The sequence below is a fragment of the Gallaecimonas kandeliae genome, from assembly GCF_030450055.1.
Lineage (GTDB): Bacteria > Pseudomonadota > Gammaproteobacteria > Enterobacterales > Gallaecimonadaceae > Gallaecimonas > Gallaecimonas kandeliae.
In genome coordinates, this window is record NZ_CP118480.1 from 292,104 (window position 1) to 313,008 (window position 20,905).

At 65.9% G+C, this 20,905-nt stretch carries 10 protein-coding genes; 6 read left to right on the forward strand and 4 right to left on the reverse strand.

The annotated features are described in order from the left end of the window. The first annotated feature begins 61 nt into the window (after positions 1-61). Complete coding sequence (locus PVT67_RS01340) at positions 62-9,859, forward strand: Ig-like domain-containing protein (protein ID WP_301497051.1); 9,798 nt, start codon at positions 62-64, stop codon at positions 9,857-9,859. Between the two features lie 40 nt (positions 9,860-9,899). On the opposite strand, the gene PVT67_RS01345 is transcribed toward PVT67_RS01340, so the two are convergent. Both PVT67_RS01345 and PVT67_RS01350 read right to left on the reverse strand, forming a co-directional pair. Continuing rightward, a complete protein-coding gene (locus PVT67_RS01345; RefSeq protein ID WP_301499624.1) occupies positions 9,900-11,627 on the reverse strand; it encodes a potassium/proton antiporter in 1,728 nt (575 codons plus the stop codon). A gap of 67 nt (positions 11,628-11,694) precedes the next feature. Then, complete coding sequence (locus PVT67_RS01350) at positions 11,695-12,414, reverse strand: L,D-transpeptidase family protein (protein WP_301497053.1); 720 nt, start codon at positions 12,412-12,414, stop codon at positions 11,695-11,697. Positions 12,415-12,577: 163 nt separating this feature from the next. On the opposite strand from PVT67_RS01350, the gene PVT67_RS01355 reads away from it, so the two are divergent. After that, entirely contained in the window at positions 12,578-13,921 is a 1,344-nt protein-coding gene (locus tag PVT67_RS01355; RefSeq protein WP_336407791.1) for a Na+/H+ antiporter NhaC family protein, read from the forward strand. A gap of 15 nt (positions 13,922-13,936) precedes the next feature. After that, positions 13,937-14,188 carry a hypothetical protein gene (locus PVT67_RS01360; RefSeq protein WP_301497058.1) on the forward strand — a complete coding sequence of 84 codons (252 nt, stop codon included), beginning with the start codon at positions 13,937-13,939 and terminating at the stop codon, positions 14,186-14,188. Positions 14,189-14,223: 35 nt separating this feature from the next. Here PVT67_RS01360 and PVT67_RS01365 read toward each other — a convergent pair whose 3' ends face one another. Beyond that, positions 14,224-15,162 (reverse strand): helix-turn-helix domain-containing protein, encoded by a 939-nt coding sequence (locus PVT67_RS01365; RefSeq protein ID WP_301497060.1) that lies wholly within the window; start codon positions 15,160-15,162, stop codon positions 14,224-14,226. A 105-nt stretch (positions 15,163-15,267) separates the two neighbouring features. On the opposite strand from PVT67_RS01365, the gene PVT67_RS01370 reads away from it, so the two are divergent. From PVT67_RS01370 to PVT67_RS01380, 3 genes are all read left to right on the forward strand, one after another. After that, positions 15,268-15,780, forward strand: coding sequence for a cysteine hydrolase family protein (locus PVT67_RS01370; protein WP_301497062.1), 513 nt, complete (start codon positions 15,268-15,270; stop codon positions 15,778-15,780). A 106-nt stretch (positions 15,781-15,886) separates the two neighbouring features. Further along, positions 15,887-17,005 carry a S41 family peptidase gene (locus PVT67_RS01375; RefSeq protein ID WP_301497064.1) on the forward strand — a complete coding sequence of 373 codons (1,119 nt, stop codon included), beginning with the start codon at positions 15,887-15,889 and terminating at the stop codon, positions 17,003-17,005. Positions 17,006-17,090: 85 nt separating this feature from the next. Beyond that, on the forward strand, positions 17,091-18,428 hold the full coding sequence (locus tag PVT67_RS01380; RefSeq protein ID WP_301497066.1) for an SH3 domain-containing protein: 1,338 nt from the start codon (positions 17,091-17,093) through the stop codon (positions 18,426-18,428). A gap of 32 nt (positions 18,429-18,460) precedes the next feature. On the opposite strand, the gene PVT67_RS01385 is transcribed toward PVT67_RS01380, so the two are convergent. Then, positions 18,461-20,836 (reverse strand): TonB-dependent receptor plug domain-containing protein, encoded by a 2,376-nt coding sequence (locus PVT67_RS01385; protein ID WP_301497068.1) that lies wholly within the window; start codon positions 20,834-20,836, stop codon positions 18,461-18,463. Positions 20,837-20,905: the final 69 nt, after the last annotated feature.

Consider the following 20,905-nt stretch of genomic DNA (forward strand, 5'->3'; position numbering starts at 1 on the left):
CCTTTCGCCTTTGTGTTATCCAAAGGGCCCCTGGGGCCTGCGTTGAATTGAGGATGTTGCCATGAGTCGAGCCTGGCTGTGGTTGGGATTACTGGTTGCCTTTGCGGGCAGCGCCAAGGAACTGGTGCTGGTGGATGCCGAACTTGCGCCACAGCTTAAAGCCGAACCTGGCGCCGAGGTCAGGGCCATCCGCAGCCTGGGCCAACTGCCAGGGGCCCTGGCCGGCGGCCAGTGGGACAGGGTCAGCCTGGTCAGCCACGGCCGGCCCGGCGCCCTGCTGCTTGGCGGCCAGCGCCTCGACCAGGCTTTTCTTGCCCAACATCCCGGCTTCCTGGACGCCTGGCGAAATCAACTGACGGCGGGCGCCCAGCTTGAGCTCTGGGGCTGTGATCTGGCAAAAGGCCAGGGCCATAACCTGGTGGACAGCCTTTCGGCGGCCCTGGGCCGGCCGGTGCTGGCCTCCATCGACGCCACTGGCCCTGCCAGCCTCGGCGGCAACCTGCGCCTGGAATACGGCCAGGGCCGGGTGCCGGACAGCGCGCCTCTTGCCTTGTTGCACCAGCTGTTGCTGAGCAGTTCGGACAGTCAGGACTTTGAAAGCTTCGCTGCTTCATCTTCGTCGCCAAACTATCCGGGCAATAGCCACGACTTTGGCGCCTTTACCATCTCTTCCAATGCCGCGAGCACCCCTGGCCTTTGGGTCTTGGCTAGCAGTAATACCAATAGTGGTACCAAGGAGCTTTACGTTACTGGCTATAACGGTGATGTAACAACGGTTACCGTTAAAAGCACTGACGGCAGCGAGTTCAAGCTCAACTCCCTTTATATCGATGTCGGTCTCGGCGGTTTGGCCCAAAAGCTAACCATCACCGCTTACCGCAATGGCGCCTCGCAAGGCAGCACCAACGTCGATTACTCCAGCACCCAGTTTGGTACTAGCAGTTTCAGTGGGATCAGTGCCTTCGATAACATCGACGAAATCAGGATCACCTCAAACGACGGTCAACCTGTCGATATCAGCATCGACAATATCAACGTGTCGGCCCCCGTGCTGCCCTATAACAGCGACGGCAACCTCACCGCAGGCGGCGGCAGCGAACCCGGCAGCATCGCCACCAACGCAGGCGCTACAGCGGCCCTGGACTTCACCCTGAGCGACGGTGGCACCAGTGACGGCGTGGCCATGACGGTGTCCCAGGTGCAGGTTCATGTCTCAGGTACCAGCACAGCCACCGAGCGTGGCAACGCCGTCTGGACCCTGACCGGGCCCGACATCAGCGGCTCTGTCACCGGCAGCTACAGCGGCGGCGTCGTCACCTTCTCCGGCCTCTCCATCAGCGTTGCCGACGGTGGCAGCGAGACCTATACGGTCAACGCCGACCTGGGCCACAGCGGCATGACCGAGGGTCACACCTTTATTCTCAGCCTGGACGGCGATACCGACCTGACGATAGGCGGCTCCGGTACCCAGATGGGCACCACCACGGCGGTGACCAACGGGTCGGGATTTGCCACCAGCGTCACTGCCACCAAGCTGGCCTTCACCACCCAGCCGGCCGGCTCCGTCTCCGGCAGCGCCCTCATCACCCAGCCCGTGGTCACGGCCCAAGATGCCTTTGGCAATACCGATACCGGCTTCACCAGCAACGTCAGCCTGAGCGAGGCCAGCGCCGGTGCCTTGAGCGGCACCACCACAGTCGCGGCCAGCAGCGGCGTGGTCACCTTCAGCAACCTGGTTTACACGGCATCGGCCGATCAGGAAGCCTTCACCCTGACCGCCGCCGCCACCGGCCTGACCGACGGCACCGCCAGCCCCGTCACCTCCGACGTGGTGGCCACCAAGCTGATCTTCACCACCCAGCCGGCCCCCACCAGCATCAGCAGCGGGTCGGCCACCAGCTTCAGCACTGTGCCCGTGGTCAAGGCGGTGGACGCCAACAACACCCTCGATACCGGCTACAGCACCGACCTGGTGTTGTCGGTGACCAACACCTCCGGCGGCCTGCCGGCCGGTACCGTCAACAGCCTGAGCGGCACCGGGGACACCGACGGCAATGGCATCACCGTCACCCTGACCCCAAGCAGCGGCAGCGCCACCTTCAGTGGCCTGCAACTGCAATACACCAATAGCGCCAGCACCGACAGTATTGCCCTGCACGCGGCATCGGGAGGCCTGAGCACCGCCAACAGCACCACCATCATTTCCGCCGCCGTGCCTGTCGTTACCGACGGCAATATCTCCATCAGCGGCGCCACCGGCACAGGGGGCGCCTACATCATCGGTGATACTGTCACCGCCACCTGGAACAACACCGCCGGCGGTGACAACAACAGCGGCATTACCGGCGTCACCGTCGATTTCAGCCAGTTCGGCGGCGGCTCAAGCGTGACCGCCAGCAACAGCGCCGGTACCTGGACTGCGACCTACACCATCAACGCCGGCAGTATCGACGCCACCAACCGCAACGTCAGCGTCTCTGCCACCAACGCCAACGGCACCAAAACCACGGCCGATACCACCAACGCCACCGTCGACAGCATCGCCCCTACCGTCACCGACGCTAATGTCTCGATCTCCGGCGCCAGCGGCACCGGCGGCGCCTATGTCATTGGCGATACTGTCACTGCCACTTGGAACAATACCGGCAGCGGTGACAACAACAGTGACACCATCGCCGGCGTCACCGTGAACTTCTCCGCCTTCGGCGGCGGCAGCAGCGTTGCCGCCAGCAACAGCGCCGGCACCTGGACCGCCACTTACACCATCACCGCCGGGGCCATAGATGCCATCAATCGCAATGTGTCCGTGACGGCCACCGACAACGCCGGTAACACCCAGACCACGGTGGACAGCAGCAACGCCACTGTCGACAACGTCGCGCCCACAGTCACCGACGCCCATATTTCTATCTCCGGCGCCAGCGGCACCGGCGGCGCCTACAAGATAGGCGATACCGTCACCGCCACCTGGGACAATACCGGCACAGGGGACAACAACAGCGACACCATCGCTGGCGTCACTGTGAACTTCTCCGCCTTCGGCGGCGGCTCCAGCGTAGCCGCCAGCAACAGCGGCGGCACCTGGACGGCGACCTACACCCTTACCGCCGGCAGCGTCGACGCCACTAACCGCAATATCTCGGTGAGCGCCACCGACAACGCCGGCAACACCAAGACCACCACGGACACCACCAACGCCACTGTGGATAGCCAGGCGCCCACCGTCACCGACGCCAACATCACTATCTCCGGCGCCAGCGGCACCGGTGGAGCCTTTAAGGTCGGCGACACCGTCACCGCCACCTGGAACAACACAGGGGCAGGTGACAACAACAGCGACACCATCACCGGCGTCACCGTCGACTTCAGCCAGTTCGGCGGCGGCTCCAGCGTTGCCGCCAGCAACAGCAGCGGTACCTGGACCGCTACCTATACCCTGGTGGCCGGCAGCATAGAGGGCAGCAACCTCAATATCTCGGTGACCGCCACCGACGATGCCGGCAACGTCACTGCGACCAGCGATACTAGCAATGCCACAGTGGACAACCAGGCGCCCACCGTCACCGACGCCAACATGGCTATCTCCGGCGCGAGCGGCACCGGCGGCGCCTATGTCATTGGCGATACTGTCACTGCCACTTGGAACAACACCGTCGGCGGCGACAACAACGGCGACATCGCCGGCGTCACCGTGAACTTCTCCGCCTTCGGCGGCGGCAGCAGCGTTGCCGCCAGCAACAGCGCCGGCACCTGGACCGCCACTTACACCATCACCGCCGGTGCCATAGACGCCATCAATCGCAATGTGTCCGTGACGGCCACCGACAACGCCGGCAACACCCAGACCACGGTGGACAGCAGCAACGCCACTGTCGACAACGTCGCGCCCACAGTCACCGACGCCCATATTTCTATCTCCGGCGCCAGCGGCACCGGCGGCGCCTACAAGATAGGCGATACCGTCACCGCCACCTGGGACAATACCGGCACAGGTGACAACAACAGCGACACCATCGCTGGCGTCACTGTGAACTTCTCCGCCTTCGGCGGCGGCTCCAGCGTAGCCGCCAGCAACAGCGGCGGCACCTGGACGGCGACCTACACCCTTACCGCCGGCAGCGTCGACGCCACTAACCGCAATATCTCGGTGAGCGCCACCGACAACGCCGGCAACACCCAGACCACCAGTGACACCAGCAACGCCACTGTGGATAGCCAGGCGCCCACCGTCACCGACGCCAACATCACTATCTCCGGCGCCAGCGGCACCGGCGGGGCCTTTAAGGTCGGCGACACCGTCACCGCCACCTGGAACAACACAGGGGCAGGTGACAACAACGGCGACATCGCCGGCGTCACCGTGAACTTCTCCGCCTTCGGCGGCGGCAGCGCTGTTACCGCCAGCAACAGCGCCGGCACCTGGACCGCTACCTATACCCTGGTGGCCGGCAGCATAGAGGGCAGCAACCTCAATATCTCGGTGACCGCCACCGACGATGCCGGCAACGCCAGCACTACCAGCGACAGCAGCAATGCTACTGTCGATACCGTAGCGCCTGCTGCACCTTCCACCCCCGTGCTCGACGCCGGTTCCGATGGCGGCACCCTGGGTGATGGCATCACCAACGACAACACCCCCACCCTGACCGGTACCGGCGAAGCCAGTGCCCAGGTGCTGATCTTCGACGGCGCCAGCCAGGTCGGCAGCGCCAGCGTCGACGGCAGCGGCAACTGGAGCCTGGCTACCAGTACCCTGGCGGACGGCAGCCACAGCCTGACCGCCAAGCAGCAGGATGGCGCCGGTAACCTGTCCAGCGCCTCCGGTGCCCTGGCCCTGACCATAGACGCCACTGCGCCGGCCGGTTACGGCCTGGTGGTGGATCAAAGCCCGGTCAACGCCGCCAACCAGGGGGCGACCTCCGTCACCCTGTCCGGCGCCGAAGTGGGTACCAGCTACAGCCTGACCGTCTCCAGCAGCGGCGGCGGCAGCCCTGTGGTGGCCACCGGCAGCATCAGTGCCGCCAACCAGCAGCTCACCGGCATAGATGTCAGCGGTCTTCCCGACGGCACCCTGAGCTACAGCCTGGTGCTGACCGACACCGCCGGCAATGCCGGCACTGCCGCCAGCGCCAACGTCACCAAGGACACCACTGCTCCCAGCGGCTATGGCGCCAGCTTTGATGCCAGTTATGTCAACATCGCCAACCAGGCCAGCCAGTCGGTGACTCTGAGCGGCGAAGTGGGAGCCAGCTACCAGCTCACCATCAGCGATGGCAGCGGCACTGTCAGCCGCTCCGGCACTCTGGCCAGCGCTAGCCAGAGCATCAGCAGCCTGGATCTCAGCGGTCTGGCGGACGGCAGCCTCAGCCTGTCCCTGGTGCTGACAGACAGTGCCGGCAACGCCGGCACCGCTGCCACAGCCAACATCACCAAGGACACTGTGGCGCCGACCCTGCAAAGCACCAGCCCCAGCAGTGGTGCCACCAAGGTGGCCTTGAACACCGGCATCAGCCTGCAGTTCAGTGAGGCCATCCAGGCCGGCACCAGCGGCAGCAACCACCTGACCCTGACCGCCTCTGACAGCACTGCTGTGTTCGACAGCGCCGCCGACGGCAGCGCTGTGGCCCTCGCCGGCGACACCGCCAGCCTGACGTTGTCCCAGGACCTGGTGCCGACCCTGGTGCACCAGCTGGCCGTGGGCAGCGACGCCTTTACCGACCTGGCGGGCAACCCCTACGCCGGCGGCAATGTGCTTAGCTTCACCGCCCAGAGCGCCGCGCCCAGCGCCAATGCCGATAGCTACAGCCTCACAGAGGACCAGCCGGCCCAGCTGTCGGTGCTGGACAACGACACCCTGGTCAGGGGCAGCTTCAACAAGGCCAGCCTGACCATAGTGACCCAGCCCCAGCACGGCAGCCTGTCCCTCAACACCGGCACCGGCGTGCTGACCTACAACCCGGCCGCCGACTATAACGGCGCCGACAGCTTCAGCTACCAGGTGCAGGACAGCTACGGCGATCTTTCCAGCCTTGGCACCGTCACCCTGACCCTGGCGGCCGTCAATGATGCCCCCAGGGCCCAGGACGACACCGCCAGCCTGCAGGCCGGCGCCACCCTGGACCTGGACGTGCTGGCCAACGATGTGGATGTAGACAGCGGCGACAGCCTGAATGTGAACAGCCTGGCCCTGGTGACCAGCCCCGCCCACGGCACCGCTACCGTGCAGGCCGGCAAGATCCACTACCAGGCCGCCAGCGACTATGTCGGCACCGTCACCCTGAGCTACCAGGTGGCGGACACCAGCAACGGCGCCCTCTCCAACGAGGCTAGCGTCACCCTGAGCGTCCAGAACGCCGATGCTCCCGTCGCTAACGCCGACAGTGGCACCCTGGATGAAGACTCCAGCCTGAGCCTGGATGTGCTGGCCAACGACAGCGGTGCAGGCCTGGATGCCAGCACCTTGCAGGTGGTGGTGCCACCGGCCCACGGCCAGGTGACCCTGGCGGCCGGCAAGCTGAACTATGTGCCGGTCGCCGACTATAACGGTGCCGACAGCTTCAGCTACCTGGTGCAGGACGGCACCGGCCAGGGCTCCAACGCCGCCGCCGTCAGCCTGACCATCAACCCGGTCAATGACGCACCCGTGGCTAACGCCGACACTGCAGTGCTCACCGGCAGTCAGCCCATCGACATCAACGTCAAGGGCAACGATGGTGACGTGGACAACGCCAACAGCACCCTCACCGTCGAGATCCTGACCCAGCCGGCCCAGGGTAGCGCCGCCGTCAACGGCGATCTGGTGCGCTATACCCCCAGCGGCAGCCTGAGCGGTGACGTCAGCTTCACCTACCGCCTCAAGGATCCGTCCGGCGCCGTCTCGGCGGCGGCTACCGTCACCATTACCAACATGGTGCCCAACGAGGCGCCCCTGGCGGTGGACGACAGTGCCCAGACCGACGAGAACCAGCCATTGGCCATCGACGTGCTGGCCAATGACAGCGACCATGACGGCAGCTTGGACGTGAACAGCCTGGCGGTGACCAGCCAGCCTGCCCACGGCAGCGTGGTGCTGGAATCCGGGAAGCTGAAATACAGCCCGGCCACCGACTTCCACGGCAGCGACAGCTTCGCCTACCAGGTGGCGGACAACCAAGGCGCCCTGTCCAACGAGGCCCAGGTCTCGGTGCGGGTGCTGCAGACCGACCAGGCGCCCGTCATCAGCGGCAGCCCGGCGAGCTCGGTGCAGCAGGACGCCAGCTACAGCTTCGTGCCCAGCGCCTCGGATGCCGACAACGATCCCTTAAGCTTCAGCATCCAGAACAAGCCGGCCTGGGCCAGTTTCGATACCAGCACAGGCACCTTGAGCGGCCAGCCCGGCAATGCCGACGTGGGCCTCTTTGAGAACATCGTCATCAGCGTCAGCGACGGTATCCTCAGCAGCAGCCTGCCTGCCTTCAGCATCGAAGTGGTCAACGTCAACGATGCCCCAGTGGCGGTGGACGACAGCTATGGCCTGGACGAAGGTGGCCTGCTGGTGGAGAGTGCCGCCCAGGGCGTGCTGGCCAACGACAGCGACCCCGACCAGGACCCCCTGGCGGTCCAGTTGCTGGTGGGCCCGCTGCATGCCCAGAGCTTCAGCCTCAATGCCGATGGCAGCTTCAGCTACCAGCATGATGGCAGCGAAACCCAGGCCGACAGCTTCAGCTACAGCGTCAGCGACGGCCAGGGCGGCAGCGCCACCGCTGTCGTCAGCCTGGCCATCACGCCGGTGGACGATGCTCCCGTCTTCACCAGCACACCGCCCTCCAGCCTGGTGGCCGGCAGTAGCCTGAACTACAAGGTGCAGACGGTCGATCCCGACAGCGCCGTCAGCCTGACCTTGGTCCAGGCCCCGGACTGGCTGACCTTGAACGATGACATGCTGAGCGGCACAGCGCCCTTGGACGCCAGCGGCAGCGTCACAGTCGAGCTGCTGGCCAGCGACGGCCTGAAGCAGGCGACCCAGCGCTTCGACCTGCAACTGGCCGCGCCCCAGCAGAGCCTGGTGGCCCTTACCGCCAACTGGCAGGGCCTGCCGGCCAAGGTCGGCAAACCCCTGAGCCTGGTGCTGAGTGCCCAGCATCAGGGCGGCCCCGCCCTGAGTGGCGCCACCCTGGAACTGAGCCTGCAAGGCGCCACCATGGAGACCATCCCCGGCTGTAGCCAGCAGAACGGGGTGCAGCAGTGCAGCGTCAACCTGGCGGCCGGTGCCCAGCAGCAGTTCAGCCTGCCGGTCAGCACCCAGAACCAGGGTGACCAGACGGTGGCGGCCAGGTTGCTGGACAGCCAGGGCCAGGTGCTGGCCGAGCTCACCACAGACGTCACCGTCACCCCGGACAGCCTGTCCCAGGGCGACAGGGCGGCGGTGATCGCCAAGGCCACGGCCCTGACCTTGCTGCACGACGGTGGCCAACCCCTGTTGGTGGTGGGCACCAGCAGCGGTGAAGGGGTGACCCTCTACAACTTCACCACCACCAGCCTCAGCGCCCTGGCGACCCTGGACAACCTGGGCGACACCCGTGCCCTGGCGGCCCTGGACTGGAACCAGGACGGCCTGGAAGACTTGGTAGTGGTGAACGACGAGGGTGACGCCTCCGGTCTCTACCTCAACCAGGGCAACCTCCACTTCAGCGCCCTGCAGAGCCTGCCTTATGGCCGCAAGGTCAGGGTGGCCGACCTCAACCACGACGGCTACAAGGATCTGCTGATCGGCGGCCAGGGCCTCTACTTCTACCCCGGCAGCAGTGGCGGCAGCGCCGCTACCTTGCAGGTGGTGCAGGCGCCCTTCGTGACCAGCGAGTTCGAGCTCTGGCCCGACGGCCGCATCCTGGTGACCGACGGCCAGCAGCTGCGCCTCATCGATCTGAAGACGGTGGCCGACCAGAGCATCGCCTCCGTCGGTGCCAAGGTCGGCATCATGGCCACAGCCGCCAGCACCGACAGCAGCCTGGCCAGCATCCGCACCTTGCATGTGGCGGATCTGGACGGCGACGGCCACAGCGAGGCCGTGGCCAGTTATGGCCTCGACCAAGACGGCAAGGGCGGTGGCGTGACCATCATGGCCCCCGATGCCGGCGGCGACTTCCAGGAGATGGCCCATGTCGGTGAAGCCGGGGTCGGCGACATACTGGTGGCCGACTATGACGGCGACGGCGACTTGGACCTGCTGGTGCAGCACGACAACGGCAGCTGGCAGCTGCTGGCCAACCAGGGCGGCGCCAGCAACTTCAAAGCCCAGCCCCAGAGCCTCTTCCACCCTGACAGCCTGGGTCTGGTGGCGGATCTGAACGGCGACGGCATGGCCGACATACTGCTGGCCAACGCCGACGATGGCACTGTCGCCATCTACGACGGTAAGGCGACCCTGGCGCTGGGGCCCCAGGCGGACCTGGGCTTGAGCGCCAGCCTGGCCAGTACCGAGACTCCCTACCAGAGCCGCTACCAGCTGAAGGTCCATAACCAGGGGCCGGACCTTGCCGATGCTGTGACCCTGACCTTGATGCTGCCGGCAGGCAGCGAGGTGCAGGGCCTGCCGGCAGGCTGCGTGCAGCAGAGCGCCTTCTGGCAGTGTCCCCTGGGCAGCCTGGAAAGTGGCGCCGACAGCAGCCTGACCTTGACCCTGACCGGCACCGCCGCCATGGAAAAGGCAGCGCTCTATGCCCGGGTCGACGGCTCCGCCGCCGACAACAACCCGGACAACAACAGCGTCAACAACCAGTTCGGCGAGGCCTGGGTCCACTACCATGTGGAGCACCACGGCGGTGCCCTGGGCTGGCCCTGGCTGCTGCTGGTCCTGCTGGGCTGGCGGCGTCGCCGCTGACAAAAAAGGCGCCCTAGGGCGCCTTTTTCTTTGGGGCAACTTAGCCGGTGGCTTCTGCTGCCTCCAGGGCCAGGCCGACCTTCTGGATCTGGCCGGCTTCTTCCGCCACCACTGTCCAGCGCAGACCCTGCCAGTCCAGCTGGTCTCCCTCTACCGCCTGGCCCCCCAAGGCCTGGGCCAGGAACTGGGCCAGGGTCAGGCCCTGGTGCTCGGGCTCCAGGGCCAGGCCGTAAAGGGGCGCTATGTCGGCCAGGGGAGCCAGGCCGTCCAGCACGAAGTCGCCGAAGAAACGGTTGTCCAATGCCTGCATGGGCGGCTCGCTGAACAGTTGGCTGAGGGCATCGAGGTGGCTTTCCTTGCCGACCACGCAGAGGATGTCGCCGGCTTCCAGCCGGGTGCTGCCTGAGGGGTGCAGCAGGCTCTTGCCACGAAAGAGGGCGGCGATGCGGGTATCTTCTGGCATCCGCAGCTCCTTCAGGGGGGCGCCGATAAACCATTTCTCGGCGCCCAGATGGTAGACGAAGAGTTCCCACTGGCTGGTGGGGTAGATCTCAAGGCCGGCCCTGGACAGGGGCGCCGGCTTGGCCGGCACCTCCACCTTGGCCAAGCGGGTGGCCAAGGGCAATGTGCTGCCCTGCAAAAGCAACGACACCAGCACCACGAAGAAGGCCAGGTTGAAGAACAGCTGGGCGTGTTCGAGGCCGGCCATCATCGGGAAGACGGCGAGGATGATGGGCACGGCGCCGCGCAGCCCCACCCAGGACATGAACCAGCGCTCCCTGGCCTTGAAGCCGCGGAAGAAGCCCAGGCTGGCCCAGACCGCCACCGGCCTTGCCACCAGTATCATCCACAGCGCCAGGGCCAGGCCCGGCAGGGCTATGGGCAGCAGCTGCGAGGGGGTGACCAGCAGCCCCAGCACCAGGAACATGCCGATCTGGGCCAGCCAGGCCAGGGCGTCCAGCACGTTGAGGATGCCGGTGCGGCTGCGCAGTGGCCTGTTGCCGAGGAAGAGGCCGCAGAGATAGATGGCGAGGATGCCGCTGCCCCCCAGGGCGTTGGTCAGGGCGAACAGCAGCAGGCCGCCACTCACCACCAGTATGGGGTAGAGGCCGCCGGCCAGTTGGCTGCGGTTCACCAGTTGCCACAGGCCCCAGCCCCCGGCCAGCCCCAACACTATGCCGAGGCCGAACTGGCGCACCAGGCTCAGCAGCAGGCCGGCGTCGACCTCTTGCCGGCCGGCGATCAGGGCGATCAAGGTCAGGGTCAGGAACACCGCCATGGGGTCGTTGCTGCCGGACTCTATCTCCAGGCTGGCCCCCACCCGCTGGTTTAGGCTGCGCCCCCCCAGCAGGCTGAACACGGCGGCGGCGTCGGTGGAGCCCACTATGGCCCCTACCAGCAGGCCCTCCATCCAGTTGAAGTCGAAGAGGTAGGCGGCGGCGAGCCCGGTCAGGGCCGTGGTGACGGCCACCCCCAGGGTGGCCAGGGACAGCGCCGGCCAGAGCGCCACCCTGAAGGTGGCCACCTTGGTGCGCAGGCCGCCGTCCAGCAAGATCACCGCCAGGGCCAGGTTGCTGACCAGATAGGCGGCCGGGTAGTTGTCGAAGAGGATACCGCCGGGGCCGTCTTCCCCGGCCAACATGCCCACGGCCAGGAAGATCACCAGTATGGGGATGCCGAGGCGGGACGAAAGGGAGCTGACCAGGACGCTGGCGCCCACCAGCAGGGCGCCGATGATGTAGAGACTGTTGATGCTGATGGCGTCCAAGGGCTCTCCTTGCGGCTGGGCGGGGGCTGCTTCTACCATAGCCCGGCTGAATGCCCCCTGGCCAGGCTCAGCCCGGCGGCAGCCCCCATTCCCTGGCGAGCCTGGGGTATTGCGCTTTGGGAACCACCACCAGCAGCGGCATCTTGGCCGGATCCAGCCAGCGCAGCAGCGCCGCCAAGGGCCCTGGCGCCATGGCGGTGCAGCCCGAGGTGGTCACCTTGGGGCCACCCCAGCGGTGCAGGAAGATGCAGCTGCCGGCGCCGGGGATATTGGCGGGGTTGTGCAGCACCTGCAGCGCCAGCTGATAGCGCAGGTCCCCCGGTGTTCTGAGGTCGAGGCGCAGCGGCTCGCTGGAACCGGCCACGGCCTGCGGGCCCAGCTCGGCGGCGTCCACCAGCTGGTTGTAATAGGGGGAGGCCGGTACGTCCATGCAGTAGCTGCTGGCGGTAGTGGCGAGGTAGGGCAGGGCGCTGTCCAGCGTCTTGCCGTAACCGAAGGCGCTGCCCAGGGCGAAGACGCCGGCCGGGGTCTTGCCGTCCCCTTCCACCTTGGCGGGGGCCAGGGCATGGGTGGGGTAGAGGCCCAGGCCCCAGGCCATGCCGCTGCGCCCCAGCACCACAGCGGTACTGACGGGCCCAGGCCGCCACTGGCCGCCGACCTTCTCGAAGCTTTGCAGCAAGCCCTGGGTCGCTTGCCAGCCGGGGCTGGTCACCAGCACCAGCTGGCGGTGCTCTTGGGCAAAGGCAGGCCAGGCCAGCAGCAGGGCGAGGATCAGTATTCTGGGCATGCGTGGCTCCTTGGCGCTTGTCCCTGGGCGTCTTGGTCCCGGCCCTGGGCCGGCCCACCGTAATTTGTTTCCAGTGCCTGGGCTTTTTGTTAACAATGGGCGCAGACCAGCCATAACCATAGCGAGAATAAGAGTGCACTGGTATGCCGTTTTGCCGCCCCTGGTGGCCATCCTTTTCGTGTTGTGGAAAAAGGACGTTATCGCCGCCCTGGTGCTGGCCATAGTGGCCTCGGAAGGGTTGCAGCTCTTCGCCCAAGGGCACTTCAGTCTCTGGAGCACAGGCGCCGGGGCTGCCGACCGGGTGGTGGCCGTATTCAACTCAGGCGGCAACGCCCAGCTGCTGATGTTCAGCATCCTCATCGGTGCCTTCCTGGCCCTGGTACGGGAATCAGGCGGCGTGGCCGCCACAGTGCAGTGGCTGGTGGGCAAGGGCCTGGCCAAGACGGCCAGGCGCGCCCGCCTCATCACCATGCTGACCGGGGTGGCGGTGTTCGTCGAATCCAACCTCTCGGTGCTGACGGCCGGCATACTGGCCAGGGGCCTGTTCGACAAGTTCAAGATGAGCCGGGCCCAGCTGGCCTACCTGCTGGATTCCACCTCGGCCCCCATCTGCATCCTGATCCTGCTCAACGCCTGGGGCGCCTACATCCTCGGCCTGCTCTCCGACTACCAACTGCCCGGAGGCGCCGTCAAGGTGCTCTGGGGCACGGTGCCGCTCAATTTCTACGCCCTGGTCACTGTCGGCATCGCCTTCTACGTGGCCTGGACCGGCAAGGTGTTCGGCCCCATGAAGGCCAGCGAGCGGCGCCTGGAACAGGGCCTGGAGGGGCTGCGCACTGTGCCGGCCACCAAGGTGCGTTACATGCTGCTGCCCCTGGTCACCCTGGTGGGGGGCATGGCCACCTTCATGGTGCTGAGCGGCGGCGGCGACATCACCCAGGGCAACGGCTCCCAGTCCATGCTCTACGCCACCCTCTGCGGCATGCTGGTGGCCTACACCCTGATGCTGTTCGAGCCTGGCTTCGACCACAAGCGGCTGGTGGGGCTTTGCTTCGAGGGCATGGGGGAACTGCTGCCCCTGGTGGCCATTGTGCTGCTGTCCATCGCCCTGGGCGCCAGCCTCAAGGTGCTGGGCACAGGCCATTACATCGCCGGCCTGGTGGGCAGCTACCTGCCGCTGCTGCTGGTGGCACCTGTGCTCTTCCTGACCGGCTCGGTGATCTCCTTCACCACAGGCACTTCCTGGGGCACCTTCGCCATCCTGATCCCGCTGGGGATGCCTCTGACCCAGAGCCTGGGCCTGCCACCACAACTGCTGCTGGCGGCCATCCTCGGTGGCGGCATCTTCGGCGACCACTGCTCCCCCATTTCCGACACCACTGCGGTCTCCTCTATCGCCTCAGGCTGCGACCTCTTGGAGCACGTGCGCACCCAGCTCCCCTACGCCCTGGTCGCGGGGGGCATCAGCCTGGTGCTCTATTTCGTGGCCGGGCTTTTTATGATTTAAGGGAGGACAGGCGAGATGAAGGACCTGCAAAGCCTGGATGAAAAACGGAGAAGCCTTTACTACCTGCTGCTGGTGACGGCCGTGGCGCCCCTGACGCTGATGACCGTTATCAGGCCCCTCTACTTGATCCCCAGCATCCAACTGGGAGCCTTTGCAGCTATCACCTGGTTGCGGTGGCGCTGGCTCGACGGCAGCCCTTGGGTCCTTGTCACGGCCTTGGTGGCCTGGGTGGGCGCCTTGCTCACCTGCTGGGCCACCTGGCCCTGAGGAACACAAAAAAGGCGGCCTGGTGCCGCCTTTTCTTATCCCCGGAAGCGTTGTCGCCATTCCCTGGGGGCCAGCCCCACCGCCTTCCTGAACTGCTGCCGGAAGGTGACGGCCGAGCCGAAGCCGGCCTGCTCCGCCACCTGCTCCATGGGCAGGGCAGTGCCCTCCAGCAGCTGCTGGGCCTGGTTGATGCGCCTCTCCAGCAGCCAGGCTCCCAGGGGCAGGCCCGTGATGGCCTGGAACTGGCGGGTGAAGTGGCGCCGGCTCATGGCGGCCTTGGAGGCCAGGCTGTCGATGCTGTGGGGCAGGGCCAGGTTGGCCAGCACCCAGTCCAGCAGTGCCACCAGCCGGTGCTCGCCGCGGTTCTCGGGCACCGGGCTCTGCAGGAACTGTTGCTGGCCGCCGTCCCTGTGGGGCGGCATCACCAGTCGCCTCGCCACCTGGTTGGCCACAGAGCTGCCGTGGCGCTGGCGCAGCAGGTGCAGGCAGCAGTCCATGGCGGCGGCGGTGCCGGCCGAGGTCATGACGTCGCCGTGGTCCAGGTAGAGCACGGCCGGGTCCAGCAACACCTGCGGGAAGCGGTTGCTGAAGTCGTCCGCGTAGGCCCAGTGGGTGGTGGCGTGCCTGCCGTCCAATAGGCCGGCCGCCGCCAGCGCATAGGCCCCCAGGCAAAGCCCCACCACCAGGGCGCCGCGGCCGTGAGCCGCCTTCAACGTTGCCACCAACGCCTCAGAGGGGGGTCTGTAGGGGCTGTGCCAGCTGGGGATGATGAGGATATCGGCCGATTCGCAGAGGTCGAGGCCCTGCTCCACCAGCAGCGCCGGCCCCGACTGCACTGCCAGGGTGCCGGGCTGCTCGGCGAAATGCCTGACCTGGTAGAGATCGGAGAGATCCTCCAGCACCACAGAGGGGATGGCCAGGTGGAAGAGGCTGATGCCGGGCAGGGCCAGCACCGCCACCAGGGGCTTGTCCATAAGATTCCTTTGGCCCGATTTCATCGTTATCAGTTAATCAGGCCGCTGTCGCCCTGTCCAGGGGAGGCCGAGAATGGCGCCAACGACAACCCTGGAGATAAGAGCATGACAGCTTCAGCTACCGCCCTGGTGATCATCGACGTGCAGAACGACTACTTCGAAGGCGGCAACCTCCCCCTCTGGCAGGCGGAGGAAACCAAGGACAGGATCCTGGCCCTGGGGGCCCGGGTCCAGGCCGCCGGTGGCCTGGTGATACTGGTGCAGCACTTGGCCAAGGGGCCGGCTCCCTTCTTCAATCCCGGCACCCCTGGCGCCGAGATCCATACCGATGTCCTGGCCGCCTTCCCTGACGCCCCCCTGGTGGTCAAGCACCATGCTGACAGCTTCGAAGGCACAGAGCTCAAGGCGCTGCTGGCGGAGCTTGGCATCCGCAGGCTGCTGCTGAGCGGCATGATGACCCAGAACTGCCTGACCCACACGGCCCTGTCCAGGGCCGCTGATGCCTTCGCCATCCAACTGGTGGGGGATTGCTGCACCACCCAGACCGAGCTGCTGCACAAGATTGCCCTCAGCGCTCTGTCCAACAGGGATATTTTGGTGAACTCAGGGGAGCTCTGAGCAAGACCCCGCCTTTGGGCGGGGTCTTTATTGGTAATTCAAACCGATCTGTGCGATGGTTTCGGTCCATTAACCTGCTGATAACAAAAACAAGTCAAGGAAGATCATGAAACTCAAGCTCCTCCCCTTGCTCGGCCTGCTGGCCAGCCCCCTGGCCCTGGCCTACGACGGCGCCGATTGCGCCAAGGACATCCAGTCCCTGCCCGGCTTCCTGCTGGAGAACGACACAGGTGCGCCCGCGCATTGGCAGCAGAAGGGCGAGAAACACTTCAAGGCCGCCATGGCCGAGGCCCTGGCGGCGGCCGCCAAGGTCGAGAATGCCGAGCAATGCCAGCCGGTTATCCGCCACTACCTCAAGGCCTGGCGCCATGGCCACCTGTCGGTAGGGCCTGCCTGGCAGTCGGAAAAGAAAGAGGCAGGCGACAAGGCCAAGGTAAAGGCCGATACAAAGGCCAAGCCCGCCCAGGATCCCGACATCCCCAGCCTGGAGCTGCTGTCCGACAAAACGCTGCTGCTGACGCTGCCGAGCTTTGCTCCCCAGTACCGGCAAACGGTGGAAAAGCTGCTCAAGGACAACCATGACCAGCTGGCGGCGAGGCCCAACTGGATAGTCGACGTGCGCCACAACGGCGGTGGCTCCGACAGCACCTATGGCGCCCTGATGCCCTGGCTGATGGGCGCCGGCTGGCAGGATGTGGGGGCCGAATGGCTGGTGACCCCGGACAACATCCAGGGCCAATTGGCGATCTGTGACCGCTACGCCCCGGGCGATGCCGACTGCAAGGCCTGGGTGGACAAGGTAGTGACGGCCATGAAGAAGGTGCCCAACGGCAGCTATGCCAGGACCCAGCCCAAGGCGGTCAACTACGAGCATGTCGACAAGGTGGAGCCCAAGCGCCCGGCCAAGGTGGCGGTGCTGGTGGACGGCCAGTGCGGCAGCTCCTGCGAGGAGTTCCTGCTGGCGGTGCGCCAGAGCTACAGCGTCAAGCTGCTGGGCCAGCGCAGTTACGGCAGCCTGGATTATTCCAACCTGAGGGCCCATGTGCTGCCGTCCGGCCAGTTCGAGATCCACTACGCCACCTCCCGCAGCCTGCGGTTGCCGGCCATGCCGGTTGACCTGGCCGGCGTCATCCCGGACATCTACCTGCCAAAGGCAGAGAGCGACGAAGCGGCAAGGGCCCAGGTGAAGCAGGTCCAGGGCTGGCTGGAAGGGGGCGACCTCTGACAAAAAGCGCGCCCCAGGGCGCGCTTTTGCTTGAAGGGCCCGGGCCGCCGACGCTACAAAGGGCGGAACTGAAAGGGGGGCAAGAATGAAAAAAATAGCGACCTGGCTGACAGCCCTGCTGCTGGCCCTGCCGGCCTGGGGCTGGCAGTCGGACGTGCCGGGGCTGACCGAGGCGCAACTGGCGCCCGGCCACTGGCTGACCAAGCTGAAGGCGCCGGATAGGGTGCTGATGTCCCCCAAGGCCATAGCGGCCTTCAACCAGGGGCTCTACCGGCTGCCGGAAATGGTGGATCTTGCCAGGCTGCCCAAGTCCCTGGACGGCGCCCTTGTCCGCCGGCAGATAGAAGCCGTCAGCCAGGCCAAAGAGCGCTTTAGGGCCGACGGCAGTTTGCTTGGCGCCGCCGACTGGGCCCGCTACCGGGCCGCCCTCAACCTGGAGACCCTGCAAGGGCCCCAACCGCTGCGCTACGCCCTGGTGGTGCGGCGCACCGCCATGCGCACTTTCCCCACTTCTGACAGGGTCTTCAATAAGGGCTTGGATACCGACCTCGACCGCTTCCAGGAAACGGGTCTCTTCCCCGGCCAGGCCCTGGCGGTGCTGCACCTGAGCCGCGACGGCCGCTGGGCCTTCGCCCAATCGCGGGACTACAGGGCCTGGGTAAAGCTGTCGGACATCGCCCTCGGAACCAAATCGGCGGTGCTGGCTTACGGTAAGGTCGAGCCCTTCCTGGTCACCACCGGCAGCCGGGTGCTGACCGCCTTCAACCCACAAGAACCCAGGGTCTCGGAGCTGAAGCTGGACATGGGCCTGCGGCTGCCGCTGATGGACGCCGGCCATCGCCTCTACGGCCAGAACACGGCCATGGGCTGGGTGGTCAAGCTGCCGGTGCGGGGGTCCAATGGCCAGCTCGCCTTCAAGGCGGCCCTTATACCCCGCAACCAGGATGTGCATCAGGGCTACTTGCCCTTTACCCAAAGCAACCTGGTCCGCCAGGCCTTCAAGTTCCTCGGCGAGCGTTACGGCTGGGGCCATGACTACGACGGCCGCGACTGCACCGGTTTCGTCGGCGAGGTCTACCGCAGCTTCGGCATCTTGATGCCCCGCAACACAGGCCAGCAGGGCAGGGGGGACTACGGCCGCAACCAGGCTATGCCCAAGGGCCAGGCCCAGCGGGCGGCGTTGCTGGCCAAGGCCCAGGTGGGGGATCTCCTCTACCTGCCGGGGCACGTGATGCTGGTGCTGGGCTTCGAGGGCGGCAAGCCCTGGGTGATCCACGACGTCACTGCCCTGCGTTACCTCAAAGGCGGCCGCCTCTACCAGGGAATGCTGAACGGCGTCTCGGTGACGCCGCTGCAGCCGCTGATGCTGGACGCCAAGCGCAGCTATGTCGAGGCCCTCTACAACCTCAAACGGATCCGCTGAAAGAAAAAAGGCGCCCAAGGGCGCCTTTTTCATCAGTAGCGGTATTCGGCTTCCAGGTAGTAGTAGCCGCCGTTGAAGCCGAAGGGCGAGTTGGTCAGCGGGTAGACGAAGATGCCGTTGAAGTTGTTGTCCTCCGGCCGCTTCTCCGGGTAGGTGTCGAAGAGGTTCTGGGCGCCCAATGTCAGGGCCAGGTGATCGGTGGCGAAGTATTTCACCGCCAGGTCGGCCACCCATCTGTGGTCGTATTTCACCGGGCCACTGCTGTAGCCAATGCTGTAGGTGCCGAAGTAGTTGACCCTGGCCGTGGTCTGGAAGTCGCCCAGCCTGTGGGTCAGGCCCAGGCTGCCGGTGTTGCGGGGGTTGGCCGCCGTCATCCGGGTCCGTTCTATGTCGTCGAACAGCCGCCCCTCAAGGCCGCCCAGCAGCTGCGGCAGGTGCACGTCCTCGATGTCCGTCTTGTTGTAACCCCAGGCCAGGTTGCCCTTGAGGGAACCGTAGCCGCCGAGATCCCAGTCCTGGGTCACCACCAGATCGAGGCCCTGGGTCTTGGTGTCCACGGCGTTGACGAAGAAGCGGGCCGCCTCGGCGCCTGTGGCACCGATGAGGTCGCGCACGTTTTGCGGCAGGCTGGCGTCCTTGCTGCTCAGGGAGGAGGACAGCACTATGCGGTCGTCCACCTTGATCTGGTAGGCGTCCAGGGTCACGGCCAGGCCGTCGTCGCCTGTGTAGACCAGGCCCATGCTGTAGGACTTGGATCGCTCCGGCCGCAGCTTGCCGACGCCCAGGGCCTGGGTGATGGGAGCCAGGTTGTTAAAGGTGCCGGACTCGGTGGGCACCAGGTCGCCGGTGACGGGGTCCGGATTGAACAAGGTGGAGATGTTGGTGAAGTAGAGCTGCTGCACGCTGGGGGCGCGGAAGCCGGTGTTGGCCGTGGCCCGCACAGCGAACTGGCTGCTCAGCTCATAGCGGCCGGCCAGCTTCCAGCTGTTGTTGGTGCCGAAGTCGGAGTAGTCCTCGTGGCGCAGCGCCGCCGCCCAGTAGAAGTCATCGGTCAGCTGGTTTTCCAGCTCCAGGTAGAGCCCCAGGTTGTGGCGGCTTTCCTTGGTGGCGGACTCGGGGGTGAAGCCCATGAAGCCCTGGCTGCCGCTGCCGAAGTAGGAGTCGGGTTCGCCCGCTTCCACCTGGTACTGGTTCTTGCGCCAGGCGGCGCCCAAGGCCAGCATCAGGTTGGAGTCGTTGAAGAAGGCGATGTCGCGGGAGGCGTCCAGGTTGAGGTTAGTCTCGCTGGTGGACAGGGCCCCGGCGTAGAAGTCGGTGGGGGTGTCGGCGCCCAGGCTGGTGTTGAGGCTGTCCTTGACCTTGTACTTGAAGCGGTTCTTGCCGAAGCCGACCGAGCTGTCGAACTGCCAGTCGCCCAGTTCGAACTGGTAGCCGAGGTTCAGGGACTGGTCGCGGATCTCTGGGGCCAGCTTCGGCAGGAAGCCGTCCGGGTAGACCTGTGGCAGGTTGCGGCTGTCCAGGGCGCGGCGGTAGAAGGCGCCGGACTTGGTCTCGCGGTTGGAGATGCCGCCGAAGGCGTAGAGCTTGCCGTTGTCGAGCGGCTTGGCGGCGTTGACGAAGAGGCCGATGTTGTCGTACTGGGCGTCGCCCACGTGGTGGCTCTTGCGGTTGAAGGTGGCCTCGCGGGGATCCGGCGAACCATCGGCGAGCAGAGGGTACTGCTGGCGCGGGTCCGGACCGGCCCTGTTGGTCTTGTTCTTGTGCTGGGCCTCGAAGGAAAGGTTGACGAAGCCGTCGTCCAGGAAGCGCAGCCCCTGGTTCCAGCCGACCCGCCACTGCTCGCCGTCGCCCTGGTAGGTCTGGCCGCCCTGGACGTTGAGGGCGCCGCCTTCGGCGTCGTCCTTGAGCACTATGTTGATGACACCGGCGATGGCGTCTGAGCCGTACTGGGCCGAGGCGCCGTCACGGAGGATCTCGATGCGCTTGATGGCGGTGACGGGAATGGCGTTGAGGTCGACGTTGGAGGCGCCCTTGCCGACGGTGCCGGACAGGTGCACCAGGGCCGAGCCGTGGCGGCGCTTGCCGTTGACCAGCACCAGGGTGTGATCCGGGCTCATGCCGCGCAGGGTGGCGGGGCGCACGGCGTCAGAGCCGTCGGTCACGGCGGAAAAGGGGAAGTTGTAGCTGGGCGCCGCGAACTGCAGGGCCCTGGCCGTCTCTGTCATGCCGGTGGCGGCCAGCTGCTCGCCGGTGATGATGTCCACCGGGGCGGCGCTGTCGGTGGCGGTGCGCAGGGCGATGCGCGAGCCCACCACCTCGATGGTTTCGGTCTGATCGTTGTTGTCGGCGGCCCAAAGGGGGGCGGCCAGGGTGCTGGAAAGGGCCAGCGTCAAAAGGGAAAAGCGCATGAGTAACCTCCTGGAAGTCGCTGTGGTGCATTTTGGGAGGAAAGTTCCCCAAACTCACCTATCAAAAAC

What these genes read in the sequence shown, in the direction of transcription:
- PVT67_RS01370 (WP_301497062.1), top strand. Translation starts at nt 15,268, where the DNA reads ATGACAGCTTCAGCTACCGCCCTGGTGATCATCGACGTGCAGAACGAC.
- PVT67_RS01365 (WP_301497060.1), bottom strand. Translation starts at nt 15,162, where the DNA reads ATGGACAAGCCCCTGGTGGCGGTGCTGGCCCTGCCCGGCATCAGCCTC.
- PVT67_RS01350 (WP_301497053.1), bottom strand. Translation starts at nt 12,414, where the DNA reads ATGCCCAGAATACTGATCCTCGCCCTGCTGCTGGCCTGGCCTGCCTTT.
- PVT67_RS01360 (WP_301497058.1), top strand. Translation starts at nt 13,937, where the DNA reads ATGAAGGACCTGCAAAGCCTGGATGAAAAACGGAGAAGCCTTTACTAC.
- PVT67_RS01340 (WP_301497051.1), top strand. Translation starts at nt 62, where the DNA reads ATGAGTCGAGCCTGGCTGTGGTTGGGATTACTGGTTGCCTTTGCGGGC.
- PVT67_RS01375 (WP_301497064.1), top strand. Translation starts at nt 15,887, where the DNA reads ATGAAACTCAAGCTCCTCCCCTTGCTCGGCCTGCTGGCCAGCCCCCTG.
- PVT67_RS01380 (WP_301497066.1), top strand. Translation starts at nt 17,091, where the DNA reads ATGAAAAAAATAGCGACCTGGCTGACAGCCCTGCTGCTGGCCCTGCCG.
- PVT67_RS01385 (WP_301497068.1), bottom strand. Translation starts at nt 20,836, where the DNA reads ATGCGCTTTTCCCTTTTGACGCTGGCCCTTTCCAGCACCCTGGCCGCC.